The organism is Prauserella sp. PE36 (assembly GCF_003311655.1).
Lineage (GTDB): Bacteria > Actinomycetota > Actinomycetes > Mycobacteriales > Pseudonocardiaceae > Prauserella_A > Prauserella_A endophytica.
On the sequence record NZ_QEQT01000050.1, the window covers coordinates 48,550 to 64,584 of the forward strand.

Sequence of the window (16,035 nt, forward strand, 5' to 3'; positions counted from 1 at the left end):
AAGTGGCCGGAGTGCACTCTAGCGTAGTTTCCATGGCTTCCACCATGATCCGCACAAGCCGACTGACCAGGCACTTCACCGTCAAGAAGCGGACCGTCGAGGCGGTACGCGGGCTCGACCTGAACGTCGAGGAAGGCGAGCTGGTGGCACTGCTCGGGCCCAACGGCGCCGGGAAGTCCACCACGCTGCGAATGCTCACGACGCTGCTGCGGCCGACGTCCGGTACCGCCGAGGTCGCCGGCCGTGACGTGACCCGCGACCCGCGTGGCGTGCGCTCCCGCATCGGCTACATCGGCCAGGGCAACGGCGCGGGGCACAGCCAGCGGGCCCGTGACGAGCTGCTCAGCCAGGGCCGGGCGTACGGCATGACCGTGGCCGCCGCACGAGCCCGCGCGGACGAGCTGGTCGACTCGCTCGACCTCGGCGCCGTCGCCGACCGCGTCGTGTCCTCGCTCTCGGGCGGGCAGCGCAGGCGCCTCGACATCGCGATGGGTCTCATCCACGCGCCGGAGCTGTTGTTCCTCGACGAGCAGTCGACCGGACTGGATCCGCAGAACCGCGCGAACCTCGCAGAGCACGTGCGGCGGCTACGCGCGGAGCACGGCACCACGATGGTGCTCACGACGCACTACCTTGAGGAGGCCGACCAGCTCGCCGAGCGGGTGGTGGTGATCGACCACGGCCGGGTCATCGCCGACGACACCCCGGCGCGCCTCAAGGCGGCGCACGCGGGCGACCGGATCGACCTCGAGTTCGACCACGAGCACGACGCCGAGCGCGCCGAGGCGCGGGCGCTGGGGATCGCCGAGGGCGCGGAGACCAAGCGCACCGGCACCCGGCTGGAGATCCGGATCGACGGCGGCGCCCAGCTGACCCCGAAGCTGCTGCGCGGCTTCGATGAGGCCCACATCCCCGTCGCGAGCGTCGAGGTCACCAGGCCGACGCTCGACGACGTCTTCCTCAACCTCACCGGGCGCAGCCTCCGCGAGGAGATCACCGGTGCCGACAGCCGGGAGCGTGCGGCATGACCACCTTCGCCACCGACACCGCGACGGTCTTCAGCCGGGAGCTGCGGCCCGTGCTGCGAGACCCGTTCTCAGTGATCTTCTCGATGCTGCAGCCGTTGCTGTTCCTCGCGCTGTTCGCACCGCTCCTGCCCGACACCGGTGACGGCTCGGCGCTGCAGTGGTTCGTGCCCGGGATCGTGGTGATGTCGTGCCTGTTCGGCACGTCGGCGACCGGAGCGAACCTGCTGTTCGAGATCCAGACCGGTTCGCACGAGCGGATGCTCGTCTCGCCGCTGAGCAGACCGGCGCTGATCGTGGGCCGTGCGCTCAAGGAGATCGTGCCGATGTTCGCGCAGGCCGTGATCATCGTGCTGGTCACGATCCCGTTCGGCTTCGAGCTGCACGTCGGCGGCGCGCTGGTCGCACTGGTGATCCTGGCCCTGTTCTGCGTCGGGCTCGGCTCGCTCTCCTACACGCTGGCGCTCGCGGCGCGGAACAAGGAGTGGACGTTCTGGGCGGTGCAGCAGACGTTGTTGTTCCCGCTCTTGCTGCTCGCCGGGATCCTGCTGCCGATCGACAACGCGCCGGAGTGGTTGCGCGTGGCCTCGCACCTCAACCCGCTGACCTACGTGGTGGACGCGGAGCGCGCGCTCTTCAACGGCGAGCTGGTGTCGGCCACCGTGGGCTACGGGTTACTGGCGGCCGCGGTGGTCGGCGTGCTGGGCCTGTGGATCGGCACGAAGGCCATGCGCAGGGCGAGCGCCTGACTCGGCGGGTGGCGTCCGATCGGTGTTGACCTCCAGTTAGGTCCAGCTACTAGCGTGGCTGTGGCTCACGGAGACGACCACCGAAAGGCGTTGGCAGATGGCGAAGCTGGACCTCGGCGAGCTGGGGCGCGTCGGAGTGACCCTGGACGTGCGCGCCGACGGCGGTCACCTCGACGACGCCGCCCTGCTGGAGAAGCTGGGCTACTCCACGATCTGGATCGCGGGCGGGCAGCTGGCGACGCTCGACCCGCTGCGGGACGTGGTCCGAGCCACCGACGCGATCCCCGTCGGCAGCGCGATCATCCCCGTCCAGCGCTACGCCGCCCAGGACGTGATCGCGTTCCGGCGGGACCTCGAGGCCACCGCGCCAGGACGGTTGATCACCGGACTGGGCGGAGCGCATGGCGCGCGCCCGCTGCGCACCATGAACGCCTACCTCGACAGCTTGGACAGTTTCGACGCCGCCGACCCGCCCGTGCCGGCCGGCGCGCGCATGCTCTCGGCGCTGGGGCCCCGGATGCTGGAACTGTCCCGCGACCGCGCGGCCGGTGCGGTGCCGCTACTCGTCACACCCGAGTACACGGCGCAGGCCAGGGAGACACTGGGCGAGCAGCCGACGCTGGCCGTGATGGAGTACGTGGTGCTGGAGCGCGACCCTCGGCTGGCGAGAGACACCGTCCGCGAGCCCATCCGGTTTCTGACCAGGGTCGGTGGCTACGCGCAGAACCTGCGCCGGATGGGCTTCACCGACGAGGACATCGCGGTGACGAGCGACCGCCTGCTCGACGGGCTGGTCGCCTGGGGCGACATCGACGCCGTCGCGGCCCGGGTGAGAAGGCACCTCGACGCGGGCGCCGACCAGGTGGTGCTCGTGGTCCAGCCGACGGACCCGGATGCCGTGCTTCACGGGGAGTGGCGGGCGCTCGCCGAGGCGCTCCTCGCCTAGGAGCCTGCCGAAAGCGCTCGCCCTCGCCCCGGTAACGCCTCGAATGCAGTGAAGGCCACCATGCCTGCGTTCAACGCAGTGAAGGTGGCCTTCACTGCGGCTGTCCTAGACGGTTTTGGTCACCTCGCCGAGGACCATCTCGAACCCGTCGGGCGTGGTGAAGTTGGCCATGTCGGCCGTGCCGGCTTCGCCCTCCGGCGAGGCGAACGCGGCGAGCGCCTCCTCCTTGGTGTCCCAGTCGAGCGTCGCGACCATGAAGTGCCGCGGCCTGGAGCCGTCCGGGCTCTCCGCGACGGCCCACTCGTAGGCACGCAGCCCCGGCAGTTTCGCCGCCAGCGGGGCGTGCACCTCGCGGTAGTGCCGCAGGAACTCCTCCGGGTCGGCGGGATGGTGGTAGGTGACGGTCATGCGGTACACGGCAGCTCCTCTCCTCAGTGCCCCTCGAGGTAGGCGTTCACGTGCCTGGTCACGTAGTCGAGGCCCTCCGCGCTGCCCGGCAGCACGTTGACCATCGTGAAGAACCCGTGCATCTGGCCCTCGAACAGTCGCTCGTGCACGGTCACCCCGGCTTCCCGCAGCCGCTGTGCGTAGGCGGCGCCCTCGTCGCGCAGCACGTCGTGCTCGGCGACCAGCACCACGGCCGGTGGCAAACCGCTGAGGTCCCGGCAGCGCAACGGCGACGCGTCCTCGTTCCGCCGGGCCTGCGGGTCGGCGGCGTAGTGGTCCCAGAACATGATCATCGTCTCGCGCGAGAGCATGAGCTGGTTGGCCGGATCGGTGTAGGAGGCGTTGTCGAGATCGCAGTCGGTCACCGGGTACACCAGCACCTGCAGCAGGATCTCCGGGCCGCCCTCCCGCCGCGCGCGGCGGGTGACGATCGCCGACAGGTTCCCGCCCGCGCTGTCACCGGCGACGACCAGCGGCAGCCGGGAGCCCAGCAGCGTCTCCCGCTGAGCGTCCAGCCAGCGCAGCGCCGCCCACGCGTCCTCGGCCGCCGTGGGGTACGGATGCTCCGGCGCGAGCCGGTAGTCCACCAGCGCCACCGCGCAACCGGTGCGCTCGGCCAGCTGCCTGCCCAGCGTGTCGAACTCGTCGAGCGCGCCCAGCACCCAGCCGCCGCCGTGGTAGTACACCATCAGCCCGCGTGGGCTGGAGTTGGGCACCAGCAGCCGGATCCCCACCGATCCACCATCCTCAGTGGACACGATGTGTTCCTCGATCCGCGCCATGTCGGGGCCGGGGCCGTAAAGGTCCTTGAGCCCGGCGCTGACCTCGCGTGCCTCTGCGGGGCTCAGCTCGTGCAGTGGTTTCGCGCCGGTCTCGGCCATCTTGGCCAGGAAGTCCGCGGTCGCTTCGTCGAGAGCCATCGGCCACCCTTCTACTTGAGCACGAAGCCGCGGTAGTCCTGCTCCGCCACCTCGTCGCACTGCTTTTCGTACGTCGCGAAACCGCCCGCGTAGGGCATGAAGATCCGAGGCTTGCCGGGCACGTTCGCACCGAGGTACCACGACGCGGCCTTCGGGAACAACGTCATCGACGCGACCTCGTTGACATGGTCGACCCAGCCGTCCTCGGCCTCGACGGTGGGCTCGATCGTGCGGTAGCCGTGCGTGCGCAGGTGCTCGATGCACCGGCCCGTCCACTCGACGTGCTGCTCGATCGCGGTGACCATGTTCGTCAGCACAGAGGGGCTGCCCGGTCCGGCCAGCAGAAACAGGTTCGGGAAGCCGGCGGTGGCGAGACCGAGGTAGGTCCTCGGGCCCGCGCCCCACTTCTCGGCCAGCGCGGCGCCGTCGCGGCCACGGATGTCGATCCGGTTGACCGCACCCGTCATCGCGTCGAAGCCGGTGGCGAGCACGAGGCAGTCGAGCTCCACCTCGCCCCGCGCGGTGCGGACCCCGTTCTCCGCCACCGTCTCCAGCGTGTCGCGGCGCAGGTCCACGAGGGTCACGTTGTCGCGGTTGAACGTCTCGTAGTAGTCGGTGTCGACACAGATGCGCTTGGTGCCCAGCGGGTACTCCCACGGCAGCAGCCGCTCGGCCACCTCCGGGTCGGTCACCCGCTCGCGGATCTTCTGCCGCACGAAGTCCGACACCGTGTCGTTGGCCCGTTGGTCGGCCATCAGGTCCGCGTACGCGCCGAGAATGCCGAACCCGCCCTTGGTGTAGCGGGTCTCGTACTCCCGCTGCCGCTGCTCGTCGTCCACGTCGTGGGCCGACTGCGGGTTGTCGCCGCGCACGAGGCCGGCCTCCGAGGCGCGGTTCTGCCTGCGTCGCTCGGCGTAGTCGGCCTTGATCTCGCGCTCCCATTCGGGGTCGAGCGGGCCGTTGAACGCGGGGACCGAGAACGCGGGCGTGCGCTGGAACACCGTGAGGTGGCCGGCCTGCTGGGCGATCACCGGGATCGCCTGCACACCCGAGGACCCGGTACCGAAGACACCGACGCGTTTGCCACTGAAGTCCACATCGGACTCTGGCCAGGTGGCGGTGTGGTAGACCGGGCCGCGAAAGTCTTCGAGGCCCGGTATCTCGGGAGCCTTCGGAACCGAGAGACAGCCGGTGGCCAGAATGCAGTACCTGGCCGTGAGCCGGTCACCGGCCTCGGTGCGGACCGTCCACGTGGCACTGGGCGGGTCGTAGTGGGCGGCCACCACCCTGGTGTCGAACGTGATGTCCTTGCGCAGGTCGAAGCGGTCGGCCACGTGGGCGAGGTAACGCTGGATCTCCGGCTGCGCCGGGTAGCGTTCGGTCCACTTCCACTCCTGCTGCAGGTCCTCGTCGAACGAGTACGAGTAGTCGAGGCTCTCCACGTCGCAGCGCGCGCCCGGATACCGGTTCCAGTACCAGGTGCCGCCCACGTCGGAGCCGGCCTCGAGCACCCGCGCGGTCAGTCCGCGCCTGCGCAGCTCGTAGAGCATGTACAGGCCGGAGAACCCGGCCCCGACGACGATCGCGTCGAACTCGGTGGTCGTGTCTGACATCGACGTGCCTTCTCCCGGTTTTTCAGCGCAGCCTGCGCTCGGTGGCGATGTAGGTGACGGACGCGGTGGCGTCGCACGCGGTGGGCTCGGACAGCTCGCGCCAGGCCCTGGGATCGCGGGCCGGCGCGGCTCGCAGCGCGCCGAGGTCGGCGAACCAGAGTTCGCGCACCGCGTCGAAGGCGGGCTCCCCGGCGGCGTAGCTTTCCGGGATGCTCCTGGAGCGCACGTGCCGCAGAGCGCCAACGGCGCGGCCGCGTTCCACGTCGCGGTCGTCGCTCCACACCGCGTCGAACGCGGCCTGGTCGAGGCCGGGTGCTCGGCGCAGCAGCCGGATCAGCTTGACACCCCGCGCGTCACCGGGCCCCGCGGAGCCGTCGACGGCCTCCTCGGTGGTGAGCAGGAACGCGAGCTTGGGGATGTCCATGAAGTGGACCTGGTCGGCCTCCGCCTCGGCGTACGCGGGGTCGTCCTGCAGCTTGAGCGCCGACTCCACGTCGTCGAGCCACACCTCGGGAATGCCGTGGTACGGCGCGTCGATGAGGTCGTCGGCAGCCGCGAGCCGCGCGTTCTGCACCGCGTGGCGAATCACCGAGATGGCGAGGGTGAGCGGGTCGCCGTGGGGTTCGTGCCAGTGCGCGTCGAACTGCTCCAGCGACAGCTCCGGCAGCTTGGTCAGCAAGGCCATCGTCTTGATCAAGGGGGCTCCTCGTCGTCGAGTAGCGGCGGGAAGTGCTCAGGCGTACTGGATGAGCTTGGTCTCCAGGTAGGCGGAGAGGCCCTCGACGTTGCCCTCCCGGCCGAGGCCGGACTGCTTGTAGCCGCCGAAGGGCTGCACCACGCACATGCCCCAGCTGTTGATGGAGATCTGGCCGGTGCGGATGCGGCGGGCCACCTGCTCGGCGAGCGCGGTGTCGCGCGCGTACACCGCGCCGGAGAGCCCGTAGTCGGAGTCGTTGGCGATCTCGACGGCCTCGTCGACAGAGTCGAACGGGATCACGCACACGACGGGGCCGAAAATCTCCTCACGGGCGATGCGCATGTCGTTGCGGACGTCGGCGAAGAGCGTCGGCTGGACGTACCAGCCCCGGTCGAGTCCCTCGGGCCTGCCGCCGCCGGTCACCAGCCGGGCACCCTCGTCGAGTCCGATCCTGATGTAGTTCTCGACGCGCTCGCGCTGGTGCTCCGCCGCGAGCGGGCCGAGCACGGTGTCGGCCTCCAGCGGGTCGCCGACCTTGAGCGCTTCGAGGGCGGGCACCATGGCGTCGAGCAGTTCCTGCTGCCGATCGCGGGGCACGAGGATGCGGGTGAGCGCGGCGCAGACCTGTCCGGAGTGGCCGATGCCCGCGAAGAGCAGCGTCGGCAGTACGTCTCCGAGCGGGATGTCGTCGGCGATGATCCCGGCTGATTTGCCGCCGAGCTCCAGCGTGACCCTGGTGACGCGTTCGCCGCACAGGCTCATGATCCGCTTGCCCGCGGCGGTGCTGCCGGTGAAGGCGACCTTGTCGACGCCGGGGTGGCGCACGAGGTACTCCCCCACCTCGCGGCCCGCTGGTAACACGCTGACCACGCCCTCGGGCAGGCCGGCGGCCTCGAGCGCCTCCGCCAGCAGCATGACGCTGACCGGACCTTCCGGTGCGGGTTTGAGCACCACGGTGCAGCCGGCGGCCAGCGCGGGGCCGATCTTGAGCGACGCGGTGGCGACGGGGCCGTTCCAGGGGATGATCGTGGCGACCACGCCCACCGGCTCGTGCACGAGCTTGCCGCTGCCGTCGGCCCAGGAGCGCTCCTCCTCGAACGCGAACCGCTCGTGCAGGGTGGACACGTCGTCCCACATCTTCAGCGCGTTCTGGTGGAACGCCGTGCTGACGGCGGTCGGGGCGCCGATCTCTGCGGTGAACGCTGCGACCATCTCGTCGAAGCGCTTCTCCACCTCCTTGCCGACACGGGCGAGGATCGCGCCGCGCTCGGCGGGGGTCATTCGTGGCCAGGGTCCCTCGTCGAAGGCCTTCCTGGCGGCGGCCACCGCGGCGTCCACATCCGCTTCCCTCGCCTCGGGAACCGCGGCCAGCACCTCTTCGGTGCTGGGCGAGACCACGTCGATGACGTGCTCGCTGGACGGCTCGACCCACCTGCCCCCGATGAACAGCCGGCGGTAGCTCCTGATCACGATCAGCTCCTCGTCGTTCTCACGTCGTGACGGGTGACACACACATTGAGGTCAGGCTAAGATCAAGTCAAGGATTTCCCTGATATTCATAGCAAGCAATTAGGAGAACCACTCAACCGGTGAGCGCGGCGTCGCCGAGGAAGGCCCGCACCACGGACGAATGCGAACGGGCTTCGGCCGCCGACCCGTGGAACACGGCCTCGCCACGGGCCAGCACGACGACGTCGTCGGCGATCTCGAGGCCCAGCTCGGCGTTCTGCTCCACGACGAGCAGGGCGATGCCGGAGTCGGCCATCTCCCGCACGGCGCCGAGCACCGACTCGACCATCGCGGGCGCCAGGCCCATCGACGGCTCGTCGAGCAGCATCACCCTCGGCGAGGACATCAGCGCCCTGCCGAACGCGAGCATCTGCTGCTCGCCACCGGACAGCAGCCCGGCCGCGCCCCGCCGTCGCTCGCGCAGCACCGGAAACATGGTGTAGACCTGCTCCAGCGTCCGCTGTGCCTGCGCGCGCGGCGCGGTGTAGCCGCCGAGCACGAGGTTCTCCTCCACGGTCAGCGGCGCGAACACGCGCCTGCCCTCCGGCACGAGCACGAGCCCGTCGCGCACGGTCTTGTGCGGCGCCCTGCCGACGATCGAGGCGCCGCCGAGGCGGACCTCTCCGGAACGCACGGGCACGAGCCCGCAGACCGCACGCAGCGTGGTGCTCTTGCCGGCCCCGTTCGCCCCGAGCACCAGCGTCACGCGGCCCTCGCTCGCCCGTGCGCGGACGCCGCGGACCGCCTCCACCGAGCCGTAGCTGACCCGCAGGTCCTCGATCTCAAGCATGGGCACGCCACCTCTTTCCCAGGTAGGCCCGCTGAACGTCGGGGTTGGTGACCACCTCGGAGGGGCTGCCGTGTGCCACCACGGCGCCGAAGTTCATGGCCACGAGGTCGTCGCAGGTGTCGATCATCATCTGCACGTCGTGCTCCACCAGCAGCTGCGTCAGGCCCTCGTCGCGCAGCCTGCGCAGCAGCTCCGAGATCTCCTGCCGCTCGGCCTGGTTCATCCCGGCCGTCGGCTCGTCCAGCAGCAGCAGGCGCGGTGAGGTCGCCAGGGCGCGGGCGATCTCGACTCGTCTTGACATGCCGTAGGACAGCTCACCCGGCCTTGCCCGCACGACCTCGCCGAGACCGGTGCGCTCGATCGCGTCGTCGACGATCCCGGCCGGTGGCCGCCTGCGCAGATCCGCGCCGAGCCGCACGTTCTCGGCCACCGTGAGGTCCGGCAGCAGGCGCACGGTCTGGAACGTGCGGGCGACCCCTCGGCGAGCGAGGCTTGCCGGGGCCGCGTTCTGGTACTCGACGCCGTCCAGCAGCAGCGTGCCTCGCGTGAGCGGGACGAGCCGGGTCAGCGCCGCCAGCAGGGTGCTCTTGCCCGACCCGTTGGGCCCGAGCAGCCCGCAGATCCGCCCGGCCTCCAGCGCGAGGTCGACGCCGTCGACCGCTTTGATGCCGCCGTAGTGCACGGCGACGTCGCGTGCCTCGATCACCGTCATGACCGGCCTCCCTGGAGCGCGGGGCGGCGCAGCCGCCGCACGAAGTCCTGTGCCAGCCCGAGGATCCCGGTCGGCACGAAGATCGCCGCGACGGCGACCACCACGCCGTAGACCAGCGTCTGCCACTCGCCGACGAACGCGAGCACCGTCGGCAGCCACGTGAAAACGACGGCGCCGATCAGCGCGCCCGCCCACGACCGTGAGCCGCCCACGATGATCATCGTCAGCGCCAGCACCACGAGATGGAACCCGACCTCCTCCGGGGTGACCGTGGTGCGCAGCAACGTGTTCATGGCACCGGCGCACGCCCCGAGGAGCCCGCCGACGACGAACGACAGCTGCCGGATCGCCGCTACGGGAACGCCGACCGACACGGCCAGCTCGGGGTCCTCGCGCACGGTGTCGATCCACCGGCCGAGCCTGCCCCGCTCGGACAGCGCCAGCAGCGCCACCGCCGCAACGGCGACGGCCACCACGTGCCCCGTCTGCAGGTCGCTGACGGCGCCGAACAGCCCCTGCGCGCCCCCGGTGAGCTCGCCGCCGTTGATCACGACGACGGAGAGGATGAGGCTGTAGGCGATCGTGGCCATGCCGAGGTAGAGGCCCGAGAGCCGCGCGAGCACGAGCGCCAGCAGGTAGGCGATCACCGCCGCCAGCAGCATCCCGGCCCCGATCGCGGCGAACGGCGGCCACCCGAGCTGCAGGGTCACGATCGCGGCGGTGTAGGCGCCGACACCGTAGCTGCCGATGCCAGCGAGGGAGAACACCCCCGCCCGGAACGGCACCTGGATGCTCAGTGCCAGCAGCAGGCTGATGAACATGGACTGGATCAGCACCACGTTCGCCTCGTACCAGGCGATCATGTGCGACGCACCTCCTTGCGCCCGAAGAGACCGCGCGGCCGCAGCACGAGCACGGCGAAGATCAGCCCGAACGACACCGCGTCGACCCACATGCCCGAGGTCTGGGTGAGCACGACGGTCTCGGCGAGCGCGAGGATCATCGCCCCGGCCACCGCGCCGCCGATCGAGCCGATCCCGCCGAGCACGATCGCGGCGAACGCCTTGATGAGGAAGCTGTCGCCGCTCTCCGCTGCGATCGAACCGAGGTAGTAGGTGAGCAGCACGCCCGCGATGCCCGCGAGAGCGCCGGCGACCGCCATCGTCGCCATGGCCAGGCCCCGGCGGTTGACGCCCATCATCGTGGCGACCTCGGCGTCGACGCCGATCGAGCGCAATGCCAGGCCGGTGCGGGCGGAGCGCAGCCACCAGGCGAGCACCCCCGTCAGCACCGCGGCGGCGCCGAGGATCACCAGCTGCACATTGGTGAGCTGCACCGGGCCGAGCCGGTACACCTCCACCTGGAACGTGCTGCCGGTGAACCCGAACGGCACGCTCTTGGTGGCGTGCTGGGCGATCGCGAGCGGGATCGTCGCGATGCCGATACCGCCGACCAGGATCTGCAGCTCGGCGCGTCGGTGGTCACGCGCCCTGCGCTGGATGGGCTCGAAGGCGAGCACCTGCGCCAGCACCGACAGCGCCGCGCCCACCGCCGTGCCGATGAGCAGCACCACCGGCAGCGGCAGCGCGACCTGCTGCACCAACAGGTGCCCGGTGAACGCGGCGAACATGAAGATCGAGCCGTGGGCGAAGTTGAGGATGCCGATCGTGCCCCACGCGAGGCTCATGCCGAGCGCGAAGAGCAGGTACAGCGAGCCCAGCGTCAGCGCGTTGAGCAGGTTCTGCGCCATGGCTCACGACGCCCCACGGGAGACAAGGATCTCGCCGCTGCCGTCCCAGCCCGCGAGCACGCCCTCGACGCGCAGGTCGTTGCCCTCGAAGCGGAGCTTGCCCTCGGCGCCCTCGAAGCCCTGCTTCGCCACCGCCGCCAGGCCCTGCTGGATCGCGGTGCGGTCGGCGCTGCCCGCCTCCTTGATTCCCCTGGCGAGGAACCACGCCGCGTCGTAGGCCTCGGCGGCGTAGTTGTTGGGCAGCTCGCCGTTGTACTTCGCCTGGTAGGCCTTGACGAACTCCTGGACGCTTGGCGCTTCGGCGTGCGGGCTGAAGTCGCTCGGCCACACCGTGCCCTTGGCCTGCTGCCCGGCCGGCTTCAGGTTGCCCGCGCCCATCGAGGTCATGCCGACGATCTCACCGGAGTAGCCGTTCTGCTTGAGCTGCGTGATCGCGGCGGGGTTCTGCGGGCCCTGCAACAGCACGAACACGGCGTCGGGCTTCGCGCGGGCGATCTTGGCCCCGGCGTTGGTGAAGTCCTGCGCGGTGAGCTGGACGCCGTCGGAGCTGCTCACCGAGAAGCCGTACTCCTTCGCCAGCTCCGGCACGGTCCGCTGGCCCAGCTCGGCGAGCGTCGGGTTGCCGCTGTTGTAGAGCACGGCGGCGGTCTTGGCGCCCTTGCTCTTGAGGTATTCGCCGGCGTGGTGGAAGTAGGAGCTCGCCGGAGCGGTGACGCGGAAGGTGTAGTCGCCGACGAGCACGCCGTCGCTGCCGGCCTGGGTGTAGATCACCGGGATCTTCGCCTTGTCCGCGATGGGCGAGACGGCGGCGGCCTGCGAGCTGGACGCGGGCCCGAGGAGCGCGGAGTACGACTGGTCGGACACCGCCTGCGTCGCGAAGCTCGCTGCCTCCTGGACGCTCGCGGCGCTGTCGTGCAAATCGATCTCGAGTTTCGTGTCGCCGAGGAACTTTCGCTGGTTGATCTGCTCGACCGCGAGGTCGATGCCGCGCGTGGCGTGTGTGCCAGCGAACGCGACCGGCCCCGTCATCTCCTTGATCGACATGATCTTGACGGTCCCGGGCAGCCCCTCTCCCCCACTGCCGCCCGTTCCCGACGAGGTCGCACACGCCGTTGTCAACACGGCCGCCGCGCCCACGACCAGGGCACACCGGACCCGATTTCCCGTACGCATCTTCACTGACGCCTCCGTGGGGACCGAATCTATGATTATGATTCGTATGAGTTTCCACACGGTAAGCCGCGGCGCCGTCGTTGTCCAGCCCTTCGGTGCAGCTGCTTGACACTGGCTCAATTGGAGATAACGATTAACATCAATATGGATGGCAAAGTCGCCCTGGTGACCGGCGGCGGCAGTGGCATGGGCAGGGCGACCGTGCTCGCTTTCGCCCGCGCCGGCGCACAGGTCGTGGTCGCCGACGTCGACACCGAGGCAGGCCGCCACGCCGCAGCCGAGGCGGGCGGCTGTTTCGTCGAGACCGACGTGAGCAGGCCGGAGGAAGCCGAGGCCATGGTCGCCACCGCGGTCGAGCGCTTCGGCAGGCTCGACTTCGCGGTGAACAACGCGGCGCTCACCCCCGACCGGGCCGGGATCGTCGACACCGACCTCGGCGAGTGGCACCGCCTGCTCGCCGTCAACCTCACCGGCGTGCTGCTGTGCCTCAAGTACGAGCTCGCCTGGCTGCGGCGGCAGGGCGAGGGCGGCGCGATCGTCAACGTCGGCTCGGTCCGCTCGCTGCGCGCCAAGGCAGGCTCGCCGGCCTACACGGCCACCAAGCACGGCGTGCTCGGCCTGACCCGGACGGCCGCGCTGGAGCACGCGAGCGAGGGCATCCGCGTCAACGCCGTGTGCCCCGGCGCGATCGACACGCCCATGGCGCGGGAGGCCAGGGCCGCCCGCGGCGAGAGCGAGGCGGCGATGGCGGCGCGGCTGAGCCCGCTGGGCAGGCTCGGCACGGCCGAGGAGATCGCCGAGACCAACGTCTGGCTGTGCTCACCCACGTGCGAGCTGATCACCGGACAGGCGATCGTCGCCGACGGTGGCTACCTGGCGCAATGAACGACCGAGAGAGGCGGGACCCGTGATCATCGACGCGCACACGCACATCTGGCCAGACCGCATCGCCGAGAAGGCGCTGACGGCCAACCGGCTGCCAGGGCTGACCGCCGTCGGCGACGGAAAGGCCGGCACACTCGCGGCGCAGATGGCGGGCGGCGAGGTCGGGCACAGCGTCGCACTCGGCGTCGCCGGCCAGGCCCGCCACGTCGACGCGACCAACGCGTTCATGGCCTCGCTCGACCGCGCCAGTTTCACGCCGTTCGGCACCGTGCACGTGGACCTCTCCGTGGAGGAGAACCTGGCGAGTCTGCGCAGGCACGGCATCCACGGCGTGAAGGTGCACCCGCTGTTCCAGGGCTTCGGGCTGATGCACGAGCGCCTGTGGGAGCTGTTCGAGGCGTTCGGCAGCGACATTCCGGTGATCACGCACGTCGGCGCGGGCGGCAGCGGCGAGGTGAACTCGCTGAGCAACCCGAGGATGCTGCGCGAGATCGTCACGACGTTCCCCGACCTGCGGCTCGTCGCGTGTCACTTCGGCGGCTACCACATGCTCGCCGAGGCCGAGGAGGAGCTGCGCGGCCTGCCGATCGTGCTGGAGACCTCCTGGCCCCCGTCGGTCGCGAACGTCGATCCGGACACGGTACGGCGGTTCATCACCCGGCACGGCACCGAGCGGGTGGTGTTCGGCTCGGACTGGCCGATGACCGACCCGGCCGCTGAGATCGCCGCGATCCGGCGGCTCGGGCTCGGCGACGCCGCCGAGGAGGCCATCTTCGGCGGCAACCTCGCGCGGGTGCTCGGCCTGGCCGTCTGACCAGGCGGCAGCGCCGGTCAGCGCCAGTCCACGACCTCGTTCATGAGCTGCGGTTCGCGCCGGGCCACCGTCTTGGCGTACTCGCTCATGTGCTCGTGCATGAGCCTTTCGGCCACCTCCGCGTCACCCGCGATGATCGCGTCGGCGATCTCGGCGTGCACCCGGCGGACGTGCCCGCGCTTGCGCGCGACGTACACGCCGGACGCCCGCTCGGTGAAGATGTCCTTCATCGCGCGGGCGAAGATGTCGAGCAGTCCGTTGCCGGACATCGACAGCACCTTCGCGTGGAACGCGTTGCTCGCGACCAGCCACTCGGCGTCGGTGCTCGCCTCGAAGCCCTGCTTGACGATCGCGCGCAACTCGTCGTTGTCGTCCGGGTCGTGCCGCTGCGCGGCCAGCCGGGCGATGAGCGGCTCGATGATCAGCCGGGCCTCCACCAGCTCGCTGAACTGGATGCCGAGCACCTGGAAGAACAGCGTGGCCATCCGCCCGAACTCGCGACTGTCCACTTCCGACACCACGGGGCCGCCGCCGGGGCCGGGCTTCATCCGGACGAGCCCGTGGGTCTCCAGTACGCGCAGCGCCTCCCGCAGCGAGGCGCGCGCCACCTGGTAGCGCTGGAGCATGACGCTTTCCGACTCCAGCATGTCGCCGGGCTTGAGATCGCGCTTGGCGATGTCGCGCACGATCTCCCTGGCGATGATGGCCGAAACCTTCTCGCTCCGGCGTTCCCATGCCGCGCCGGACGCCGCATTGTCAGTCATAATGAATCGCAGCATACCGGCGTGACCGGCGGCAGGCGGCGCAGGCGCCCCGGCGAGTGTCGCGACCTATTTGGTCAAGCGTTTTACGAGTTGCTTGGCGAGTGAGTCGAGGATGACCTCCGTGGACCCCTCGTAGATGCGCATCGGCCGCGCCTCGCGGTACAGGCGTTCGATTTTGCTGCCGCGCACGAGCCCGAACCGGCCCATCGTCTGCACGCACCGGTCCACCACCCGCGCGGCCGCCTCCGTCGCGGCGACCTTCGCCATCGAGGACAGGTGCAGGTTGCCGAGCGGGTCACGGGCCGCGGCGGCCGCTGCACGGTAGGTGAGCGTTCGCGCGCCCTCGATGTCGGTCCACGAAAGGGCGAGGTTGCCGGGAACCGAGCCGAGCCGCGCGAGGCTCACGCCGAACTGCTCGCGGCCCGCCGCGTGCCGGACGGCTTCCTCCAGCGCCGCCTGTGCGAGCCCCACCGCGGCGCCCGCCACCGAGACCCGGAACGTCGCGAGCGTGGCGAGCACCAGCGAGAAGCCCTTGCCCGGCTCCCCCAGCCGGTTGCCCGCCGGCACCCGCACGTCGTGGAGGAGCACGTCGCCGAGCACGTGCGGCGCGATGATCTGGTGCGCCTTCTCCACCGAGACGCCGGGCGCCGCGGCCGGCACCAGCACGAGCGAGTAGCCCTCGCCCTCGCGGGCGAGCACGCAGTAGAAGTCCGCGTCGCCGGCGTTGGTGATGAAGGACTTGTGGCCGTTGACCACCAGCTCGCCGTCACGCTCGGTGACCGATGTGGACAGTGCCTTGAGGTCGGAGCCGACCCCGGGCTCGGTCAGCGCCAGCGCGGCGATGGCCTCCAGCCTGGCGACCTTCGGCAGCCACTCCTCGCACAGCTCTCTGCTGCCGCCCTTGCCGATGGCGTAGCTGCCGATGCCCTGCATGCCGAGCAGCGAGTCGAGGTGCGCGCTCTCCGCGGCGAACGCCTCGCGCACCACGGTCACCGCCAGGGAGTCGACCTCCGCGTGGCGGCCGCCGAACTCGGCCGGGACCATGATCGAGGCCAGCCCCGTCTCCGCCAGCCGCTTGCGCATCTCCGGGTCGATGTCGTCGGCCTCGTCGGCCCGCTCCGCGATGTCGCGTACCGATTCGGCGAACCCCCTCGCCTCGTCCTGCAGCGCGCGGTACGGCGCAGGGAGCTCGAACAGGGGTTGCTCGTGCGTCTCGCCCACCGGTACTCCTTCGTCCTCGG

17 protein-coding genes are annotated in these 16,035 nt (G+C 70.4%); 5 read left to right on the forward strand and 12 right to left on the reverse strand.

Annotated elements, in window-relative coordinates; translation table 11 throughout:
* The first annotated feature begins 44 nt into the window (after window positions 1–44).
* From DI005_RS11230 to DI005_RS11240, 3 genes are all read left to right on the forward strand, one after another.
* Entirely contained in the window at window positions 45–1,028 is a 984-nt protein-coding gene (locus DI005_RS11230) for an ATP-binding cassette domain-containing protein (protein ID WP_113642075.1), read from the forward strand.
* On the forward strand, window positions 1,025–1,774 hold the full coding sequence (locus tag DI005_RS11235; RefSeq protein ID WP_112270529.1) for an ABC transporter permease: 750 nt from the start codon (window positions 1,025–1,027) through the stop codon (window positions 1,772–1,774). Before DI005_RS11230 ends, DI005_RS11235 begins: the two co-directional genes overlap by 4 nt.
* Window positions 1,775–1,871: 97 nt before the next feature.
* Window positions 1,872–2,720: a TIGR03620 family F420-dependent LLM class oxidoreductase gene (locus DI005_RS11240; protein ID WP_112270531.1), complete on the forward strand. Its 849-nt coding sequence runs from the start codon at window positions 1,872–1,874 to the stop codon at window positions 2,718–2,720.
* A 105-nt stretch (window positions 2,721–2,825) separates the two neighbouring features.
* Here the strand turns inward: DI005_RS11240 and DI005_RS11245 are convergent, their stop codons facing one another.
* The 10 genes from DI005_RS11245 to DI005_RS11290 form a co-directional block, all read right to left on the reverse strand.
* A complete protein-coding gene (locus tag DI005_RS11245) occupies window positions 2,826–3,128 on the reverse strand; it encodes an EthD family reductase (RefSeq protein WP_199542750.1) in 303 nt (100 codons plus the stop codon).
* Between the two features lie 23 nt (window positions 3,129–3,151).
* Entirely contained in the window at window positions 3,152–4,087 is a 936-nt protein-coding gene (locus tag DI005_RS11250) for an alpha/beta hydrolase (protein ID WP_112270535.1), read from the reverse strand.
* An 11-nt stretch (window positions 4,088–4,098) separates the two neighbouring features.
* Window positions 4,099–5,700: an NAD(P)/FAD-dependent oxidoreductase gene (locus DI005_RS11255; protein WP_147263838.1), complete on the reverse strand. Its 1,602-nt coding sequence runs from the start codon at window positions 5,698–5,700 to the stop codon at window positions 4,099–4,101.
* Between the two features lie 22 nt (window positions 5,701–5,722).
* Window positions 5,723–6,397 (reverse strand): EthD domain-containing protein, encoded by a 675-nt coding sequence (locus DI005_RS11260; protein ID WP_113642077.1) that lies wholly within the window; start codon window positions 6,395–6,397, stop codon window positions 5,723–5,725.
* A 36-nt stretch (window positions 6,398–6,433) separates the two neighbouring features.
* Window positions 6,434–7,867 (reverse strand): aldehyde dehydrogenase, encoded by a 1,434-nt coding sequence (locus tag DI005_RS11265; protein ID WP_369973570.1) that lies wholly within the window; start codon window positions 7,865–7,867, stop codon window positions 6,434–6,436.
* Between the two features lie 112 nt (window positions 7,868–7,979).
* On the reverse strand, window positions 7,980–8,696 hold the full coding sequence (locus DI005_RS11270; protein ID WP_113642078.1) for an ABC transporter ATP-binding protein: 717 nt from the start codon (window positions 8,694–8,696) through the stop codon (window positions 7,980–7,982).
* Window positions 8,689–9,408 carry an ABC transporter ATP-binding protein gene (locus DI005_RS11275; protein WP_113642079.1) on the reverse strand — a complete coding sequence of 240 codons (720 nt, stop codon included), beginning with the start codon at window positions 9,406–9,408 and terminating at the stop codon, window positions 8,689–8,691. Before DI005_RS11275 ends, DI005_RS11270 begins: the two co-directional genes overlap by 8 nt.
* Complete coding sequence (locus DI005_RS11280) at window positions 9,405–10,271, reverse strand: branched-chain amino acid ABC transporter permease (protein ID WP_112270542.1); 867 nt, start codon at window positions 10,269–10,271, stop codon at window positions 9,405–9,407. The genes DI005_RS11275 and DI005_RS11280 overlap by 4 nt, the downstream gene beginning before the upstream one ends.
* Entirely contained in the window at window positions 10,268–11,158 is an 891-nt protein-coding gene (locus tag DI005_RS11285) for a branched-chain amino acid ABC transporter permease (protein WP_112270543.1), read from the reverse strand. Before DI005_RS11285 ends, DI005_RS11280 begins: the two co-directional genes overlap by 4 nt.
* A gap of 3 nt (window positions 11,159–11,161) precedes the next feature.
* A complete protein-coding gene (locus tag DI005_RS11290) occupies window positions 11,162–12,202 on the reverse strand; it encodes an ABC transporter substrate-binding protein (RefSeq protein WP_199542735.1) in 1,041 nt (346 codons plus the stop codon).
* A gap of 273 nt (window positions 12,203–12,475) precedes the next feature.
* On the opposite strand from DI005_RS11290, the gene DI005_RS11295 reads away from it, so the two are divergent.
* Both DI005_RS11295 and DI005_RS11300 read left to right on the forward strand, forming a co-directional pair.
* Window positions 12,476–13,216, forward strand: a complete 741-nt coding sequence (locus DI005_RS11295) for an SDR family NAD(P)-dependent oxidoreductase (RefSeq protein ID WP_113642080.1) — start codon at window positions 12,476–12,478, stop codon at window positions 13,214–13,216.
* 22 nt (window positions 13,217–13,238) lie between these two features.
* Window positions 13,239–14,030, forward strand: coding sequence for an amidohydrolase family protein (locus tag DI005_RS11300; RefSeq protein WP_113642081.1), 792 nt, complete (start codon window positions 13,239–13,241; stop codon window positions 14,028–14,030).
* 17 nt (window positions 14,031–14,047) lie between these two features.
* Here DI005_RS11300 and DI005_RS11305 read toward each other — a convergent pair whose 3' ends face one another.
* Window positions 14,048–14,794: a FadR/GntR family transcriptional regulator gene (locus DI005_RS11305; protein ID WP_199542737.1), complete on the reverse strand. Its 747-nt coding sequence runs from the start codon at window positions 14,792–14,794 to the stop codon at window positions 14,048–14,050.
* Between the two features lie 66 nt (window positions 14,795–14,860).
* Window positions 14,861–16,015 (reverse strand): acyl-CoA dehydrogenase family protein, encoded by a 1,155-nt coding sequence (locus DI005_RS11310; RefSeq protein WP_233520090.1) that lies wholly within the window; start codon window positions 16,013–16,015, stop codon window positions 14,861–14,863.
* Window positions 16,016–16,035 lie beyond the last annotated feature (20 nt).